Here is a 17998-nt window from a genome sequence, read left to right as displayed (position 1 = left end):
GGCGGGGCTATGACTTCCTTGAGCACTCATCATCAGGACAAGGCGACGTTTCTCGAGCGCCTGATCTTCAACAACCGCCCGGCAGTGATCGTGATCTGCCTGCTGGTCAGCATTTTCCTGTTCTGGCAGGCCACGCTGATCCGTCCGTCCACCAGTTTCGAAAAGATGATCCCGCTCAAGCATCCGTTCATTGAAAAAATGATGGAGCACCGCAACGATCTGGCGAACCTGGGCAACACCGTGCGCATTTCGGTGGAAGCGAAGGACGGCGACATTTTCTCCAAGGAGTACATGGAGACCCTGCGTCAGATCAACGACGAGGTGTTCTACATCTCCGGCGTCGACCGTTCCGGCCTCAAGTCGCTGTGGAGCCCGAGCGTGCGCTGGACCGAAGTGACCGAGGAAGGTTTTGCCGGCGGCGAAGTGATCCCGCAGAGCTACAACGGCTCCCAGGACAGCCTCGATCTGCTGCGTAACAACGTGCTCAAGTCCGGTCAGGTCGGGCGTCTGGTGGCCAACGACTTCAAGTCGAGCATTGTCGACATCCCGCTGCTGGAGTCCTACCCGGACCCGCAGGACCAGGGCAAGCTGCTGGCGCTGGACTATCGCCAGTTTTCCCATGAGCTCGAAGACAAGATCCGCAACAAGTTCGAAGCGCAGAACCCCAACGTCAAGATCCACATCGTCGGTTTCGCCAAGAAGGTCGGTGACCTGATCGACGGCCTGGTGATGGTGGTGATGTTCTTCGGCATCGCCTTCGTCATCACCCTGATCCTGCTGTTGTGGTTCACCAACTGCCTGCGCAGCACCGTGGCGGTGTTGAGCACCACGCTGGTGGCGGTGGTCTGGCAACTCGGGTTGATGCACTTCTTCGGCTTCGGCCTCGACCCTTATTCGATGCTGGTGCCGTTCCTGATTTTCGCCATCGGCATTTCCCACGGCGTGCAGAAAATCAACGGTATCGCCCTGCAATCCGGTGAGGCGGACAACGCGTTGACGGCCGCACGGCGGACCTTCCGTCAGTTGTTCCTGCCGGGCATGATCGCGATTCTGGCGGACGCCGTCGGCTTCATCACGCTGCTGATCATCGACATCGGCGTGATTCGCGAGCTGGCCATCGGCGCTTCCATCGGCGTGGCGGTGATCGTGTTCACCAACCTGATCCTGTTGCCGGTGGCGATTTCCTATGTCGGCATCAGCAAGCGTGCGATCGCCAAGAGCAAGAAGGACGCGCACCGCGAACATCCGTTCTGGCGCCTGCTGTCGAACTTCGCCAACCCGAAAGTCGCCCCGATTTCCATCGCTTTGGCGCTGGTCGCTTTCGGTGGCGGCCTCTGGTACAGCCAGAACCTGAAGATCGGCGACCTTGACCAGGGCGCGCCGGAACTGCGTCCGGACTCGCGCTACAACAAGGACAACAACTTCATCATCAGCAACTATTCGACCAGCTCCGACGTGCTGGTGGTGATGGTCAAGACCAAGTCCGAAGGCTGCTCGCGCTATGAAGCCATGGCGCCGATTGACGAACTGATGTGGAAGATGCAGAACACCGAGGGCGTGCAGTCGGCGATCTCGCTGGTGACCGTGTCCAAGCAGATGATCAAGGGCATGAACGAGGGCAACCTGAAATGGGAAACCCTGTCACGCAACCCTGACGTGCTGAACAACTCCATCGCCCGTGCTGACGGCCTGTACAACAACAGCTGCTCGCTGGCGCCGGTGCTGGTGTTTCTGAACGACCACAAGGCTGAAACCCTGGATCGCGCGGTGCATGCGGTGCAGGACTTCGCCAAGGAAAACAACAAGGAAGGCCTGGAATTCATCCTCGCGGCCGGTAACGCCGGGATCGAGGCGGCCACCAACGAGGTGATCAAGAAGTCCGAGCTGACCATCCTGATCCTGGTGTACATCTGCGTGGCGGTCATGTGCATGATCACCTTCCGCTCGTGGGCGGCGACCCTGTGCATCGTGCTGCCGCTGGTGCTGACCTCGGTGCTGGGCAACGCGCTGATGGCGTTCATGGGTATCGGCGTGAAGGTGGCGACGTTGCCGGTGGTGGCGCTGGGCGTGGGGATCGGCGTGGACTACGGCATCTACATCTACAGCCGTCTGGAAAGTTTCCTGCGTGCCGGTTTGCCGTTGCAGGAAGCCTATTACCAGACCCTGAAATCCACCGGTAAGGCAGTGCTGTTCACCGGTCTGTGCCTGGCCATCGGCGTGTGCACCTGGATCTTCTCGGCGATCAAGTTCCAGGCCGACATGGGCCTGATGCTGACCTTCATGTTGCTGTGGAACATGTTCGGTGCGCTGTGGCTGCTGCCGGCACTGGCGAAGTTCCTGATCAAGCCGGAGAAACTGGCGGGGCAGAAGGGCAATTCTCTGTTTGCTCACTGATCCGTTTGGCTGAAATGAAAAAGCCGCAACCTTGAAGGGTTGCGGCTTTTTTTATGGTGTGAGATCAAAAGCCCCCTCACCCTTGCCCTCTCCCAAGGGAGAGGGGACCGACCGCAATGTCTCGCGTGATACATCGACCTGGAAAACCGAGTCGATTATGGATTCAAAGCAGGTCGTTCAAGTCGGTGTAGATCGCTAATATCCCCGGATCGGTTCCCTCTCCCTCCGGGAGAGGGCTAGGGTGAGGGCAGGCGGTCTCAAGGCTTACGAAAGATCCGCCCCCAGCACAACACTCAAGGCACTGCGCGCATCATCCAACTGCACCAACGTCGCATGCCGTGCCCCCAACGCATCCCGATTCTCGATAGCCGTCAAAATCGCCTTGTGCCGAGGCAACGCCAGTTCATGCAGATTCGGCCGCTGGTTCGAATGCTTCAACGCCTCGGCAATCGCCACCGCAAGCATGTTGCACAGGTTGGCCAGCAAATCGTTGTGGGTCGCGTCGGCAATCCGGCTGTGAAAGTCCAGATCCGGTTGCAGCAAGGCCTCAGGCGTTGGCGCTGCTTCCATGCGCTGGTAAGCCTCGGCAATCGACGCAATGTCGGCATCGGTGGCGTGCTGGGCGGCGAGGGCGGCGGCGGCCGGTTCGATGATGCTGCGCACGCTGGTCAGAACATTGAAGAACTCGTTCTGCGGGCTGCTTTGCATCAACCAGTGCAATACGTCCGGGTCGAGCATGTGCCATTCGCGGCGCGGCTTGACCACGGTGCCGACGCGCGGTTTCGAATACACCAGGCCCTTGGCGACCAGCACTCGGGTGGCTTCGCGCAACACCGGCCGGCTGACCGCGTACTCCTCGCAGAGCAGGGCTTCGGCGGGCAGTTTGTCGCAGGGCAGAAAGCGTCCGGAAACAATCTGCATGCCCAGTTCCTGGACGATGCGCGAGTGCATGCTTTTACGGTCGGAAGGTTTGCGGTAATCCATGGGGAGTGACGCGATCCTGAGCGATGGAGATGCCGCGCATCATAGCAGGCACGGCGTAATCTGGAGCGAGGCAATGATCGTTCCCACGTCGAGGCGTCGAACCGTCTGCGTGGGAATGCCTGAAGGGACGCTCTGCGTTCCAGCTCTCGAATGGGACGCAGAGCGTCCCGGGCTGCATTCCCACGCGGAGCGTGGGAACGATCAGTCGGCGGTTTTAGTGGGAATGGCGCGGGACTTCAGCCCCTCGGCAACCAACGAGGAAGTCGAAATCGCAACCCTGATCCGCCTGTAGCACATGGTCGATGTACAACTGACGATACCCACCCACCAAGAGTTGCTGCGGCGGTTGCAGATCCGCCATGCGCGCTGCCAGTTCGGCGTCCGGAATGTCCAGGTGCAAGCGCCCGCTGGCACAATCCAGCTCGATCCAGTCACCTTCCTTCACCGCTGCCAAAGGCCCGCCGGCCGCTGCTTCCGGGGCGACGTGCAAAACAACGGTGCCGTAAGCGGTGCCGCTCATCCGTGCATCGGAGATGCGCACCATATCGGTCACGCCCTGCGCCAGCAGCTTGGCCGGCAAACCCATGTTGCCGACTTCGGCCATGCCCGGATAACCCTTCGGCCCGCAGTTCTTCATCACCAGAATCGAGTTCGCATCGACGTCCAGTTCCGGGTCGTTGATCCGCGCCTTGTACATGTCGAAGTTCTCGAACACGACGGCGCGGCCACGGTGCTGCATCAGTTCCGGCGTGGCGGCTGACGGCTTGAGCACCGCACCCAGCGGTGCCAGGTTGCCGCGCAACACGCAGATGCCGCCGTCGGCGCGGATCGGATTGTCGAGGGGGCGGATCACTTCGTCTTCACCGTAAATCGGCGCGTCCTTGGTGTTCTCGCCGATGGATTTGCCGTTGACGGTCAAAGCGTTCGGGTTGGGAATCAGATTGGCCTCGCCAAGACGCCGCAGCACGGCCGGCAAACCGCCCGCGTAGTAGAACTCCTCCATCAGGAAACGCCCGGACGGTTGCAGGTCGACGATGGTCGGCATGCCGCGACCGATGCGCGTCCAGTCGTCCAGATCCAGCTCGACGCCGATGCGCCCGGCGATGGCTTTGAGGTGGATCACCGCGTTGGTCGAACCACCAATCGCTGCGTTGACCCGGATCGCGTTTTCGAAGGCTTCCTTGGTCAGGATCTTCGACAGTTTGAGATCCTCACGAACCATCTCTACCGCGCGCATGCCGGACATGTGCGCCAACACATAACGCCGCGCATCCACTGCCGGAATCGCCGCGTTGTGCGGCAGGGACGTGCCCAGTGCTTCGGCCATGCAAGCCATGGTCGACGCGGTGCCCATGGTGTTGCAGGTGCCGGCCGAGCGAGACATGCCGCCCTCGGCCGCGAGGAAATCGTCAATCGTGATGGTGCCGGCCTTGACCTGTTCGCTGAGCTGCCAGACCACGGTGCCGGAGCCGATGTCCTTGCCCTTGTGCTTGCCGTTGAGCATCGGCCCGCCGGTGACGACAATCGCCGGTACGTCGCAACTGGCCGCGCCCATCAGCAGGGCCGGGGTGGTCTTGTCGCAACCGGTCAGCAGCACCACGCCGTCAATCGGGTTGCCGCGAATCGCTTCCTCGACGTCCATGCTCGCCAGGTTGCGGGTGAGCATGGCGGTCGGGCGCAGGTTCGATTCGCCATTGGAGAACACCGGGAATTCCACCGGGAAGCCGCCAGCCTCGATCACCCCGCGTTTGACGTGTTCCGCGATCTGGCGGAAGTGCGCGTTGCACGGAGTCAGTTCCGACCAGGTGTTGCAGATGCCGATGATCGGCTTGCCGTGAAACTGATGGTCGGCGATGCCCTGATTCTTCATCCAGCTGCGGTACATGAAGCCGTTCTTGTCGGCCGTGCCAAACCATTGGGCGGAGCGCAGGGTGGGTTTCTTATCAGACATGATCGATTCTCTTATTGTAAGACTATTGTTTGCGAGCTTTGGCTAAACATAAGCGCAAAATCGCCGGTTTGGAAGTGTTGTTGCGTAATTAGTATTACTATATAGTCGTTTTCGACGGAGGGATGGCCCTGGCGGTTTTCCGCGAGAGGCGTCCCCCGAGGTTCCATAAAAACAACAATCGGAGACCGATCTCATGAGCCAGGAACTGCGGCTTGTCCGGCGCATCACGCTGAAACTGATTCCCTTCCTGATCCTGCTGTACCTGATCGCCTATGTGGATCGCTCCGCCGTCGGCTTCGCCAAGCTGCACATGGGCGCCGACATCGGTATCGGCGATGCCGCCTACGGCCTCGGCGCCGGGCTGTTTTTCATCGGCTACTTTCTGTTTGAAATCCCCAGCAACCTGATGCTCGAACGCTTCGGCGCGCGGCGCTGGTTTGCGCGGATCATGATCACCTGGGGCGCGATCACCATCGGCATGGCCTTCGTCCAGGGCCCGCACAGTTTCTACGTGATGCGCTTTCTGCTCGGCGCGGCGGAGGCGGGGTTCTTTCCCGGCGTTCTTTACTACATCACCCAATGGTTCCCGGTGCGCCATCGCGGCAAGATCCTCGGGCTGTTCATCCTTTCCCAACCCATCGCGATGATGATCACCGGCCCTGTGTCCGGCGGCCTGCTGGGCATGGACGGCATCCTCGGCCTGCACGGCTGGCAGTGGTTGTTCATCGTTATCGGCACCCCGGCGATCCTGCTGACCTGGCCGGTATTGCGCTGGCTGCCGGACGGCCCGCAGCAAGTGAAATGGATGGACCAGGCCGAGAAGGACTGGCTGACCGGCGAGCTGAAAAAGGACCTGCAGGAATACGGCCAGACCCGTCACGGCAATCCGCTGCATGCGCTGAAAGACAAACGCGTATTGCTGCTGGCGCTGTTCTACCTGCCGGTGACCCTGAGCATCTATGGCCTGGGCCTGTGGTTGCCGACCCTGATCAAACAGTTTGGCGGCAGTGATCTGGTCACCGGTTTCGTGTCCTCGGTGCCGTACATCTTCGGGATCATCGGCCTGCTGATCATTCCGCGCAGTTCCGACCGCTTGAACGACCGCTACGGCCATCTGGCGGTGCTCTATGTGCTGGGTGCCATGGGCCTGTTCCTCAGCGCCTGGCTGTCCTTGCCGGTGGCGCAACTGGCGGCGTTGTGTCTGGTGGCGTTTGCGCTGTTTTCCTGCACGGCAGTGTTCTGGACGCTGCCGGGCCGATTCTTTGCCGGTGCCAGCGCGGCGGCCGGGATCGCCTTGATCAACTCGGTGGGCAACCTCGGCGGTTACATCGGCCCGTTCGTGATCGGCGCGCTGAAGGAATACACCGGCAACCTCGCTTCGGGCCTGTACTTCCTGTCCGGGGTGATGGTGTTCGGGCTGATTCTGACGGGTGTCGTCTATCGCTTGCTGGAGCGCAAGCATGTGCTGCCAGTCGAGCAATTTGCAGCGAGCGCACGCGGTGCGACACGCACCTGATTTCGATCCAGGATTTGTTTTAACAGGAGAACATCATGCATCTGGTTCAATTCGAATTGAGTAACGGCGAGCGCCGTGTCGGGGTGGTCGAGGGCGGTCTGGTGCGTGAAGTGCAGGATGCGCGCACGGTTCGTGATCTTGCCTTGGCGGCAATCGAGGCCGGCAACACGCTCGCGCAGCAAGTGCAGACCCTCGGCCTGGGCATCAGCCATGATTACGCCGAGTTGCTGGCCCAACTGCGGATCCTGCCGCCACTTGATCACCCGGACCCGGCGCACTTGCTTGTCAGCGGCACGGGCCTCACGCACCTCGGCAGCGCGTCGGCCCGGGACAAGATGCACCAGCAGGCCGGCGACGAAGCGGCGATGACCGACACCATGCGCATCTTCAAATGGGGCGTGGAGGGCGGCAAACCGGCTGCGGGGCAGGCCGGGGTGCAGCCGGAGTGGTTCTACAAGGGCGACGGCAGCATTGTCGTGCGTCCCGGTCAGCCGTTCCCGCTGCCGCCGTTTGCCGAAGACGCTGGCGAGGAACCGGAGATGGCCGGCCTCTACATCATCGGCCACGACGGCAAGCCGTATCGCCTCGGGTTTGCGGTGGGCAACGAGTTTTCCGATCACGTCATGGAACGCAAGAATTACCTGTACCTGGCCCACTCCAAGCTGCGCAGTTGCAGCTACGGCCCGGAACTTCGCACGGGTGAATTGCCTCAACACCTGGCGGGCACCAGCCGCATCCTGCGCGACGGCGAAGTGCTGTGGCAGAACGAGTTCCTCAGCGGCGAGGCCAATATGTGCCACAGCCTGGCGAACCTCGAATACCACCACTTCAAGTACCGCCAGTTCCTGCGTCCTGGCGACGTGCACATTCACTTTTTCGGCACCGCGACCCTGTCGTTCGCCGATGGCATCCGCACTCAGCCGGGCGACGTGTTCGAGATCAGCCAGGCCGAATTCGGCGCACCGCTGGTCAACGGCATCGCCCCGGTCGCAGCGGCATTCGAACCGGACAGCATTGGCACCCTTTAAGGAGATCCCATGACTCAGATTCTCGGTCACAACTACATCGGCGGTCGTCGCAGCGCGGCGGGCAGCGTCAAGCTGCAGAGCGTCGACGCCACCACGGGCGAGGCACTGCCCCACGATTTCATTCAGGCCACGGAAGCGGAAGTCGACGCTGCCGCCAAGGCCGCTGCGGCGGCGTATCCGGCGTATCGCAGCCTCAGCGCCGAACGCCGCGCGCAGTTTCTCGATGCGATTGCCGATGAGCTGGACGCACTGGGTGATGATTTCGTCGCCGTGGTCTGTCGCGAAACCGCGCTGCCGGCCGGGCGGATTCAAGGCGAAAGAGGGCGCACCAGCGGCCAGATGCGCTTGTTCGCCAAAGTCCTGCGGCGCGGTGATTTCTACGGTGCGCGGATCGACCTGCCGTTGCCGGATCGTCAGCCGTTGCCGCGTCCGGATCTGCGCCAGTACCGTATCGGCCTGGGGCCGGTGGCGGTGTTCGGCGCTAGCAATTTTCCGCTGGCGTTCTCTACTGCTGGCGGCGATACCGCATCGGCGCTGGCGGCCGGTTGCCCGGTGGTTTTCAAGGCCCACAGCGGCCACATGGCCACCGCTGAGCTGGTCGCCGATGCGCTGATTCGTGCAGCAGAAAAAACCGCGATGCCGGCCGGTGTGTTCAACATGATCTACGGTGGTGGCGTCGGTGAATGGCTGGTCAAACATCCGGCCATTCAGGCGGTTGGTTTCACCGGTTCGCTGCGGGGCGGACGGGCGCTGTGCGACATGGCCGCCGCGCGGCCTCAGCCGATCCCGGTGTTCGCCGAGATGTCGAGCATCAACCCGGTGATTGTGTTGCCCCAGGCGCTGGCCGTGCGATCGGAAACCGTCGCCCGCGATCTGACCGCGTCGGTGGTACAGGGCTGTGGTCAGTTCTGTACCAATCCGGGCCTGGTGATCGGCATCCGTTCGCCACAGTTCACCGCATTCGTTGAGCAAGTCGCGGCGCTGATCGGTGATCAACCGGCGCAAACCATGCTCAATGCCGGCACCCTCGGCAGCTACGGCAAAGGCCTGGAAAAACTCCTGGCGCACGCCGGCATCGAGCATCTGGCGGGCAATCCGCAGCAGGGCAATCAGGCGCAGCCGCAGTTGTTCAAGGCCGATGTCAGCCTGCTGATCGATGGCGATGAAGTGCTGCAGGAAGAAGTGTTCGGCCCGACCACGGTGATTGTCGAAGTGGCCGACAAGGCGCAGTTGAGCGCGGCGTTGCAGGGCCTGCACGGGCAACTGACGGCGACCATCATCGGCGAGCAGACGGATTTCGAGCGCTTCCCGGAGCTGACGCCGTTGCTGGAGCAGAAGGTCGGACGGATCCTGCTCAATGGTTATCCGACCGGTGTCGAAGTGTGCGATTCGATGGTGCACGGCGGGCCTTATCCGGCGACGTCCGATGCCCGCGGCACTTCGGTGGGCACGCTGGCGATCGATCGATTCCTGCGTCCGGTGTGCTTCCAGAACTACCCCGACAGTCTGCTGCCGGAACCGCTGAAAAACGCCAACCCGTTGCGCATACAGCGGCTGGTCGATGGCAAGCCATCGCGCGAAGCCCTTTAACTCACACACCATGATCGTTCCCACGTCGAGGCGTCGAACCGTCCGCGTGGGAATGCAGCCCGGGACGCTCCGCGTCCCATTCGAGAGCTGGAACGCGGAGCGTCCCTTGAGGCATTCCCACGCAGAGCGTGGGAACGATCAAGAGCAGGGGCTTTGAGCTATCATTGCCCCTTTCCCCCTGAAAGACATGATTGCCATGACTGCCGTAACCGAAACCCTTCTCAACGCCCTCGAACACTGCGGTATGGTCGAAATCGACGGCCTGCACGCTTTCGAATTCGCCCTCGACGAAGACGACAACCTGCACATCGAATGCATCGATGGCCGGGCAGCCAAGCATTGGGAGTTCACCCCGGCGCAGGTGGCAGCGGCGACGTTTGATCAAGATTTGCAGAGTTGGCTGATCGTCGGTTTTGCCAGCGACACCAAAACCGTCGGCGAGCACCGTCTGGTGTGCCTCGGTGATGTACTGAGCAGTGCCGACGACGAGGACGAAACTGAATGAACATGCGTAAATTCTGGCCATTGCTGATAGCCGGCAGCGTCGGCGCGATGGGCCTTTCCAGTGCCTCGGCCGAGAGCTTCCAGTTTTTGGTGGGCTCCTACACCGCCGATACCAGCGAAGGCATTTACCGGATGAACTTCAACAGCGCTACCGGCCAGATCGACGCCAAGCCGCTGCAAGTGATCAAGAGTGAAAACCCGTCATGGCTGACCCTGTCGAAGGATCAGCGTCGGCTGTTTGTGGTCAACGAAAACGGCCCTGGGCAGAAAGACCCGGTCGGTCGCGTCAGCAGTTATTCCATCGATCCGAAGACCCACGCACTGACCCTGATCAATCAGGTCCAGAGCCTGGGCAACGAGCCGACCCATTCCAGCCTCAGCGGCGACGCCAGCCATCTGTTCGTCAGCAACTATTCGGTGATGGAAGATCCGGGCGGCACCCTTGCGGTATTGCCGGTGGGCAGCGACGGCAAGCTCAAACCGGTGGTGCAGATGAGCGCGCACCCGGCGAGCCGGATCAATCTCGAGCGTCAGGCCTCGAACCACGTGCACTCGACAGTTTCCTCGCCGGACGGTCGTTATGTGTTCTCCAACGATCTGGGCGCGGACAAGGTCTTTGTCTACCTGTTCGATCCCAAGGCCAACCCGGACTTGCCATTGACGCCGGCGATGACCGCTTCTGTGCCTTTGCCCGCCGGCAGCGGCCCGCGTCATCTGTTGTTCAGCGCCGAAGGCAAACACGCCTGGCTGACCATGGAAATGAGCGCCCAGGTTGCGGTGTTCGATTACCACGACGGCGTGCTGACCCAGACGCAACTGGTCGATCTGGCGGCCGGCCAACCCACCTCGGACAAGGCTGCCGCCGCGTTGCACGCGTCCGCCGACGGCAAATTTCTCTATGTCAGCAACCGTGGCACCGCCAATCAGCTGCTGGTATTCGCTATTGATCCGGCCAGCGGCCAGCTCAAGGAACTGCAACGACGTTCGGTGGAAGGCGATCACCCCCGTGAGTTCAGCCTCGACCCAAGCGGCAAATTCCTGCTGATCGCCAACCAGAAGAGCAACCAGATTGTCGTGGTCGAGCGCGACAGCAAGACCGGTCTGCTGGGCAAAACCGTACAAAAACTGCCGATGGACGCCCCGAGCGATATCAAGTTCCTCATGCGTCAATAAGCCGCAGGCCCCGTTCTACGGGGCCTGAAGCTATGTATTAATCCTGCTGATAACAGGTAATGTTGCAAAGCATTTCAAGCGATCGACCCTCGAGCGTTAAGTTTGCTCCACGGCCCAACCGGGCAAGCAAGCCAACTGAACACGAGGGTTACCGCCATGAACTTCAATCTCTTCTCCGTAATTGCCGCTTCCGCCATCTCCGCCACCGTGGCTCTGCCAGCCAGTGCCAACGTTGAAATCAGCGACAAAAAATCCCACACCCAGAGCTACACCCAGAAATACCTGCAACAAAGCGCCAACTTCTACGCCGCGCTGGATCACAAAGCTCAACACTGAAATTTCCGTTACGCCCTGGAACTGCCCAAGGCTGCGATCCTTTGATCTTGTTTCCTGAAAAAGCAAAATCAAAAGATCGCAGCCTTGGGCAGTTTTTTGCCTGCGCAACGACCGACGATAGCTATTTTCAAACGACGAGATAGATCGGCTAAATAATCAACGAAGCTGATGGTTACTATGGAAAACCCTGAGTGGATACCCCGGCTTTTTTGATCGATTCTGTGGACCTCGAAACATTGTCCACGGAGCACACATCATGGCCACTTCAATCATCACTTCCGCCAAACGCGGCGCCTACGTGGCCATCGGTCTGTACCTGGTCATGGTGCTGTTTGTCAGTCTGGCGTCGCAGTCGCAACACAGCTTCGAAGCACCGATCGACGTTGCACATCCCGGCATCCAGTTCGAACTTCGCTCACAAAACGCAGCGGTCGGTTCAGCTGAGCTCGCGGGAGTCGGCGGAGCATGAAAGGCTACAGACTCTGGGTCATTGCCGGACTGGCGTTCATGACCAACGGCGCTTCCCTGTTGGGATTCGGCCAAGGCTCGGTCGGCGGGCTGGCCCGGGCCATAGAGGCCAACCACAACATCGCGCACAACATCGAACGGGCCAATGCGCTGGGGCTGCTGGCCGGCAATCCGCCGGCGAAAACCGCCAGCGGTTTTCTCGGCCCGTTCGAAGTGGATTGCTCGGTCATCGGCATGTGTGAAGTGTTGGCGTAACGCGCCTACTTTTTCATGATGCCGGTGAACAGTTCCGACTCCAGAAACCGCTGCAACCAGGCCTGCAACCGCACGTAAGGCGTCTGTGCAAACCAGTCACGATCAACGTGAGCAAACTGGCGAACGAACGGCAACAGCGCGATATCGGCCAGGCTCGGATGCGCGGTCAACAAGTAATCGCGACCCTCGAGCAACTCATCCAGTTTCTGCAAGAACAGAGCACCTTCGGCGCGATAAACCTCCATCGGCTGTTCCGGATAACGCTCGGCGTACTTGTAGCGATTCAAGTGAATCTTGAACACTTGATCGTTGGCTTCAATCAACTCGGCGATCCTTGAATCGCCACCCAGCAACCAGTCATCCGGATCATGCTGCGCCAGCGCCCAGTGCATGATCTCCAGGCTCTCGTCGATCACCTGACCGTCCGCATCCAGCACCGGCACCGTGCCCTTGGGCGAGATCGCCAGCATCTGGGCCGGTTTGGCCTTGAGGCTGACTTCGACGATCTCCACCGGCACGCCCGAATAACGCAGGGCCATCCGTGCCCGCATCGCGTACGGGCAGCGGCGGAAGGAATACAGCGTGTTCATTTCACCTCCAGCGTGCTCAAACCGTTGCCTTGTCGCTGCACCTGAATCTGTACCGGAATCCGTTCGTGCATTTCCTGTACGTGGGAAATCACCGCAACCTTGCGCCCTTGAGCCTGCAAGCCGTCGAGGGCGTCCATGGCCAGTTGCAGGGATTCCGGATCGAGACTGCCGAAGCCTTCGTCGATGAACAGCGATTCGATCTTCAACGTGCTCGACGCCATCGAGGCCAGGCCCAGGGCGAGCGCCAGCGACACCAGGAAGGTTTCGCCGCCGGACAACGAATGCACCGAGCGCAGTTCGTCGCCCATTTCGGTGTCCATCACCAGCAGGCCGAGCATGCTGCCGCCGCGCTTGAGGCGGTAGCGCTTGACCAGTTGCCGCAGCTGCACGTTGGCGTGATGCACCAGCAGGTCGAGGTTGTAGGCCTGGGCGATCTTGCGGAACGTGTCGCCGGTGGCCGAGCCGATCAGCGCATTGAGCCGCGCCCAGCGCTGATATTCGGCATAGGCATCGGCGATCTGCTGCGCCAGCGCCTGATTGGCGTTCTGGCGGCGCTGGTCTTCGGCCTGCTCGGCGCGCAGTTCGGCGCATTGCTGTTCGCTGGCCGTGCACTGGTTTTGCAGGTCGGCGAGGGCGCTGGCGAGTTGTTCGGCGTCCAGGTTGCCGTTGTGTTGGCCCTGATGTTCGAGCAGACGCTGATCGCGTTCCTGCACCAACACCGTGGCCTGTTCAACGGCTTTTTCGTTGCGCTGCAAGCGCTGGCGCAGCTCATCAACTTGCGCGTCATCAATCCGCAGCAGGTCTTCGAGGCCACCGTCATCCAGCTCCGGATGACGGGCGCGCCAGTCGGCAATCTTGCCGGCCAGATCACGATCTTCGGTTTCCAGCGCTTGCAGACGCTCTTGCTGCGCCTTGAGTTCGGCGGCGATTTGCACCCACTGCGTACGTGCTTCCTGTAGCGCCTGAGTCGTCGTGGATTCGGCGCTGCGCGCCTGTTCCACGGCCTGTTCCAGTTGCTGCTGCCAATGCTCGGCGCAGGTGTGCTCGCCGAGCAATTGCGCCAGTTTTTCCTGGCTGGCGAGTTGCTGTTCGGTCAGCGTGTTAAGTTGCTGTTCAGCGTTTTGCAGCTGCTGCACTCGGCCCAGTTGGCGGTCCTGTTCTTTATCGAGCGTCTGCTGGCGCTGTTGCTGTTCGGCCAGTTCTTCCTTCTGCTGATCGACTTGCGCCAGACGTTCGGCGATCTGCCGGTCAAGCTGCATGAAGGTCGCCGCCGGTTCGGCGCGCAGGGCTTCGAGGGTGTCGCTCGGCAGCAGTGTGGCGAAGGCCGCCAGTTCTTCGTCCAGGCGCTGGCGGTCAGCGCCCAGCTCGCGTTGCTGATTGCTCAGGTGTTGGGCCGCTTGCTGGTGCGCCGTCTCGGCCTGACGCAATTGCTGGGTCAGGCGCGCCGCGTCCTGTTGCAGCGTGAGCAGGGCGGTCTGGCGCTGTTCGTCCTGGGTGATGCTCTGATTCAGTTGTTCGTTCTGGCGGGTCAGCCACGCGGCGCGCTTGTCACTGTCCTGATTCTGCAACGATGCCGCCAGCGGATGTGCCTCGATGCTCGGCGTCAGCGCCTGCTGCTGGGCGGCCAGTTGTTCCTGCTGTTGCAGCAGTTCCTTTTGCCGAGCAATCACCCCACCGACATCGGCACGCAGCTCGGTGAGTTTTTCCTTCAGTTGATCGACTGCTTGCTGCGCGCTGGCCTGCTCGTTTTCATCGTGACGGCCGAGGCTTTGCAGCAAGGCTTCCGGCTGGTGGTACGGATGCTCGTTGCTGCCGCAGACCGGGCACGGCTGGTCGTCCTGCAACTGCGCGCGCAGCTCTTCGACACTGGCACTGCGGGCCAGACGCTGACGCTCGAGCAGTTCACGGGTGACGTTGAGGGTCTGTTCGGCGACGGTCAGCTCGGACTTGGTCTTCACCCCGTCCTGGGTCAGGCGCTCGCGTTCCTGTTGCGCATCGAGCTGACGCTGTTGCAGCTCGGCACTGCGTTTGTCCAGCTCCTGCTGACTGGCCCACAGGCGCGTCAGGTCCTCGACGGCGCGCAATTGCTTGCGGTTGTCCTGCAACAGAGTGCCGAGGATGCCGATCTGCTCGGCGACCGCGTCCGGTTCGGCGCCGGCCTCTTTGAACAGCACTTCAAGCTGTTGCTTCTGCGTGGCGAGCGCTTCGGTGGCGCGGGCGGCGTTTTCTTCGAGGGAGGCGAGTTCGCTTTGGCCCTTGTTCAACCGGTTGCCGATCAGCATCAGTTGCTGCAAGCGGTCGCGGTAGGCATTCCACGCTTCGCTCAACGGTGCCAAGTGAGCGCTTTGCTCAAGATCGGCGGCAATGCGCTGCAAGCGTTCGGCGACCTGTTTTTGCTGATCGAGCAGGGACTGGATCGCGCTCTGGCCCTGGGCACAGGCTTGCTCAGCGGCTTGCTTCGCTTCGGTGCCGGACGCAACGTCCTTGGCGAGGCGGGCGAGGGTGCTCTGCTCCTCGAAGGCCTGACGCAACAGCGGCGCGCTTTCGCTCAGTTGCGTTTGCGCCTGGGTCAGGGCGATCTGCGCTGCGGCGAGATCCTGTTCCAGTCGTGTCTGGCGCTCGGTCAGCTCGCCATGTTGCCGGGTGTACGCGTGGATCTGTGCGGCCAGCGGCGTCAGCTGTGCATCGAGTTCGGTCTTGCGGGCGAACTGGTGCCGTTGCGGGGCAAGTTGTTCCAGGCGGGTGAGCTTCAGGCGCTCGCCGGCCAGCGACTCTCGCTCGTGCTCGGCGCTGCGCAGTTGCTCGGCGGCGGCTTGTTGCGAGTCTTGCAGCCGCAACAGCTCCCTGAGCCAGTCGTGCTGTTGCTCGATCTGCTTGAGCTGCGCCTGCTGCAACTTCAGTTTTTGCTGGGCGGCATTGAAGCGCTCATCGAGTTCGGCGCGGGCTTCGGGGGCCAGCGGGGTCACGCCGGTGGCCTGATCCTGCAACTGCTTGTGGGCTTCGCGGGCCTCTTTGGTCTTGTCGAATGCGCGGCGGCCGAGGCGGGTGTAGAGCGCGGTGTCGGTGAGTTTTTCCAGCAGTTCGCTGCGGTCGTTGTCGTCGGCTTTGAGGAAGGCACTGAACTCGCTCTGGGCCAGCAGCACGGCGCGGGTGAACTGTTCGAAGTTCAGGCCCAGCGCGGCTTCGAGCTGAGTCTTGTACTCGCCTTTCTGACTGGCGAGCAGTTGATCCTGATCAATGTCGCGCAGGCTCTGACGGCTGGCCTGCAACTTGCCGCCGGCCTTTTCCCGGGCGCGATTGGCTTCCCAGCGCGCGCGATAGCGACGGCCATCGACGCCGACAAAATCCACTTCGGCAAAGCCTTCACCGGTGCCGCGACGCAGCAGGGTGCGCGGGTCACCGGTGGCGATTTCGCCGTCGGCGTCCGGCACCTTGGCGTCACGCCCGGTGTTGTTCAGTCGCGGCACGGCACCGAACAGCGCCAGGCACAAGGCGTCGAGCAGGGTACTTTTACCGGCGCCGGTCGGGCCGGTGATGGCGAACAGGCCAGCACTGGCCAGCGGTTCGGCGGTGAAGTCGATCTCGAACGGGCCGGCCAGCGAAGCGAGGTTCTTCAGGCGAATGGCGAGAATCTTCATGGCTGCTCGCCCTCCATTTGTACGTCTTGCAGCAGTTCGGCGAAGTCCTTGAGGGTTTGCTCGTCGACCTCATTGCCGTAGTTGTCGAGCCAGGCGCGGCTGAACAATTCCTGCGGCGTGAGCTGGTCCAGTTCAATCAGCGCGCTGCCGTCCTCGGCACCATCAGCGCCACGGTTGCCGGCGTATTCGGCGGCGATCCGCACCAGTCGCACAGCCTTGCCTTGCAGGGCGCTTTCGACCTGATGGCGCAGGTCCGGCTGTGGCTCGTCGAGGCGCACCCGCACTTCCAGCCACGGTTGGCGCTGGGTTTCGGCCAGCAGGTCGATGTTCGGCAGATCCGCCAGTTGCAGCAGGATTTCCGCCAGCGGCGCAGGGCCGAGGCGCTGCAGATTGACAGAGCGAGGGATCAGCATTGGCTCGACGCTGACCAGGGTTTCGCCGTCCAGAACGACGTCGAGCACCTGGTGCTGATAACTGATTTCCGAAAACGACAACGGGATCGGCGAGCCGCTGTAGCGAATCCGCTCTTCGCCGTTGACCTTCTGCGGCTTGTGCAAGTGGCCGAGCGCGACATAACTGATGCTCGGCCCGAACAGGCTGGCGGGCAGCGCTTCGGCGTTGCCGATGATCAGGCTGCGTTCGGAGTCTTCCGACACCGAGCCGCCGGCCATGTGCGCATGGCTGATGGCGACCAGCGCCTGGCCCGGTTGGCGTTTGGCATTGGCCGCTTCGATCAGCCATTCATGCACCTGGCCAATGCCGCGCAAATAGTTGTCGCCCAGATGCGCGCCGGTGACCTCGGCAGGCCGAAGGAACGGCAGCGCCAGGCACCACGCGGCGATCTCGCCGGACGCATTCGGCAACGGCAACAGCAGACGTTCTGCATCCAGTTGTCCGTCATCCAGCCACAGTACCCGACCCAACGCATGGGTGCGCAAACGCCGCATCAACGGCGCGGGCAGCTCGATCCGCGAACCGGAATCGTGGTTGCCGGCGATCATCACGATGGTCAGCAACGGTTGCTGTTCGTGGGCGCTGACGATGAAATCGTAGAGGCGTTCCTGGGCTTTGACCGGCGGATTGACCGTGTCGAAGATGTCGCCGGCGATCAGCAGCACGTCCGGCTGCGCCAACTTCAATTGGCGCAGCAGCCACTCGAGAAAACAGGCGTGCTCGAAATCGCGCTCCTGGCCGTGCAGGTTCTGCCCAAGGTGCCAGTCGGAGGTGTGAAACAGACGCAAGGCTGACTCCGCAATATAAAGAGGTGATGGCCGCCGGGATGAGAGGGCGGCGAAAGAGGGGAGAGTTTACAGATTATTGTGTCAGGAGGGCTGACCGAGGCCGGGAGGACGGTCTTATTGACGCTCAACTTGGCCATGACCGTTCATCGGCAGCGCACCGCTGTTGCATTCAATAATTGACGTCAAAATAGTGGCCATCTAATATCGCGCCATTAATTTGATATCAGTGTGCCGCTACGAGGGAACGAACAGGTTTTCATGGCATTTGCCGTGATCGACTGGGCGACGCTGGATTGCCTTGCGCAACTTTCTCCCTAACCCACTTCGCTC

General features: G+C 61.6%; 14 protein-coding genes. 9 read left to right on the top strand and 5 right to left on the bottom strand.

Annotated elements, in window-relative coordinates; translation table 11 throughout:
• The first annotated feature begins 9 nt into the window (after nucleotides 1-9).
• Nucleotides 10-2394, top strand: a complete 2385-nt coding sequence (locus tag CAF80_RS13535) for an RND family transporter (protein ID WP_007957414.1) — start codon at nucleotides 10-12, stop codon at nucleotides 2392-2394.
• Nucleotides 2395-2658: 264 nt separating this feature from the next.
• Here the strand turns inward: CAF80_RS13535 and CAF80_RS13530 are convergent, their stop codons facing one another.
• Together CAF80_RS13530 and CAF80_RS13525 are read right to left on the bottom strand one after the other, a co-directional pair.
• A complete protein-coding gene (locus CAF80_RS13530) occupies nucleotides 2659-3378 on the bottom strand; it encodes a FadR/GntR family transcriptional regulator (RefSeq protein ID WP_011334609.1) in 720 nt (239 codons plus the stop codon).
• A 214-nt stretch (nucleotides 3379-3592) separates the two neighbouring features.
• Nucleotides 3593-5329, bottom strand: a complete 1737-nt coding sequence (locus CAF80_RS13525; RefSeq protein WP_039766867.1) for an IlvD/Edd family dehydratase — start codon at nucleotides 5327-5329, stop codon at nucleotides 3593-3595.
• Between the two features lie 193 nt (nucleotides 5330-5522).
• Between CAF80_RS13525 and CAF80_RS13520 the strand changes: the two genes are divergently transcribed.
• The 8 genes from CAF80_RS13520 to CAF80_RS13480 all read left to right on the top strand — a co-directional run bounded on the left by CAF80_RS13520 (nucleotide 5523) and on the right by CAF80_RS13480 (nucleotide 12199).
• A complete protein-coding gene (locus tag CAF80_RS13520; protein ID WP_074688585.1) occupies nucleotides 5523-6845 on the top strand; it encodes an MFS transporter in 1323 nt (440 codons plus the stop codon).
• A gap of 35 nt (nucleotides 6846-6880) precedes the next feature.
• Entirely contained in the window at nucleotides 6881-7873 is a 993-nt protein-coding gene (gene araD1 / locus CAF80_RS13515) for an AraD1 family protein (RefSeq protein WP_039766864.1), read from the top strand.
• A gap of 9 nt (nucleotides 7874-7882) precedes the next feature.
• The gene (locus CAF80_RS13510; RefSeq protein ID WP_074688583.1) at nucleotides 7883-9463 is read left to right on the top strand and encodes an aldehyde dehydrogenase (NADP(+)); all 1581 of its coding nucleotides are present in this window, start codon (nucleotides 7883-7885) and stop codon (nucleotides 9461-9463) included.
• A 196-nt stretch (nucleotides 9464-9659) separates the two neighbouring features.
• Nucleotides 9660-9968 (top strand): DUF5629 family protein, encoded by a 309-nt coding sequence (locus tag CAF80_RS13500; RefSeq protein ID WP_074688579.1) that lies wholly within the window; start codon nucleotides 9660-9662, stop codon nucleotides 9966-9968.
• Complete coding sequence (locus tag CAF80_RS13495; protein ID WP_074688577.1) at nucleotides 9965-11140, top strand: lactonase family protein; 1176 nt, start codon at nucleotides 9965-9967, stop codon at nucleotides 11138-11140. Before CAF80_RS13500 ends, CAF80_RS13495 begins: the two co-directional genes overlap by 4 nt.
• Nucleotides 11141-11296: 156 nt before the next feature.
• The gene (locus tag CAF80_RS13490) at nucleotides 11297-11476 is read left to right on the top strand and encodes a hypothetical protein (RefSeq protein ID WP_007941320.1); all 180 of its coding nucleotides are present in this window, start codon (nucleotides 11297-11299) and stop codon (nucleotides 11474-11476) included.
• Between the two features lie 256 nt (nucleotides 11477-11732).
• Nucleotides 11733-11945 (top strand): hypothetical protein, encoded by a 213-nt coding sequence (locus CAF80_RS13485; protein WP_039766857.1) that lies wholly within the window; start codon nucleotides 11733-11735, stop codon nucleotides 11943-11945.
• Entirely contained in the window at nucleotides 11942-12199 is a 258-nt protein-coding gene (locus tag CAF80_RS13480) for a hypothetical protein (protein ID WP_074688575.1), read from the top strand. The genes CAF80_RS13485 and CAF80_RS13480 overlap by 4 nt, the downstream gene beginning before the upstream one ends.
• Before the next feature lie 5 nt (nucleotides 12200-12204).
• Here CAF80_RS13480 and CAF80_RS13475 read toward each other — a convergent pair whose 3' ends face one another.
• Genes CAF80_RS13475 through CAF80_RS13465 form a run of 3 tightly spaced genes read right to left on the bottom strand, consistent with a single transcriptional unit; the run spans nucleotide 12205 to nucleotide 17668 of the window.
• Nucleotides 12205-12789, bottom strand: coding sequence for a glutathione S-transferase (locus tag CAF80_RS13475; RefSeq protein WP_074688573.1), 585 nt, complete (start codon nucleotides 12787-12789; stop codon nucleotides 12205-12207).
• Nucleotides 12786-16427: an AAA family ATPase gene (locus CAF80_RS13470; protein ID WP_085667604.1), complete on the bottom strand. Its 3642-nt coding sequence runs from the start codon at nucleotides 16425-16427 to the stop codon at nucleotides 12786-12788. The genes CAF80_RS13475 and CAF80_RS13470 overlap by 4 nt, the downstream gene beginning before the upstream one ends.
• The gene (locus CAF80_RS13465; protein WP_085667605.1) at nucleotides 16424-17668 is read right to left on the bottom strand and encodes an exonuclease SbcCD subunit D C-terminal domain-containing protein; all 1245 of its coding nucleotides are present in this window, start codon (nucleotides 17666-17668) and stop codon (nucleotides 16424-16426) included. The genes CAF80_RS13470 and CAF80_RS13465 overlap by 4 nt, the downstream gene beginning before the upstream one ends.
• Between the last annotated feature and the right edge of the window lie 330 nt (nucleotides 17669-17998).

This window comes from Pseudomonas sp. B34(2017), from assembly GCF_002112915.1.
Classification (GTDB): Bacteria; Pseudomonadota; Gammaproteobacteria; order Pseudomonadales; family Pseudomonadaceae; genus Aquipseudomonas; species Aquipseudomonas pharyngis.
The sequence above is the reverse complement of the archived record's forward strand: the minus strand, read 5'-3'. Positions and strand labels throughout refer to the sequence as shown.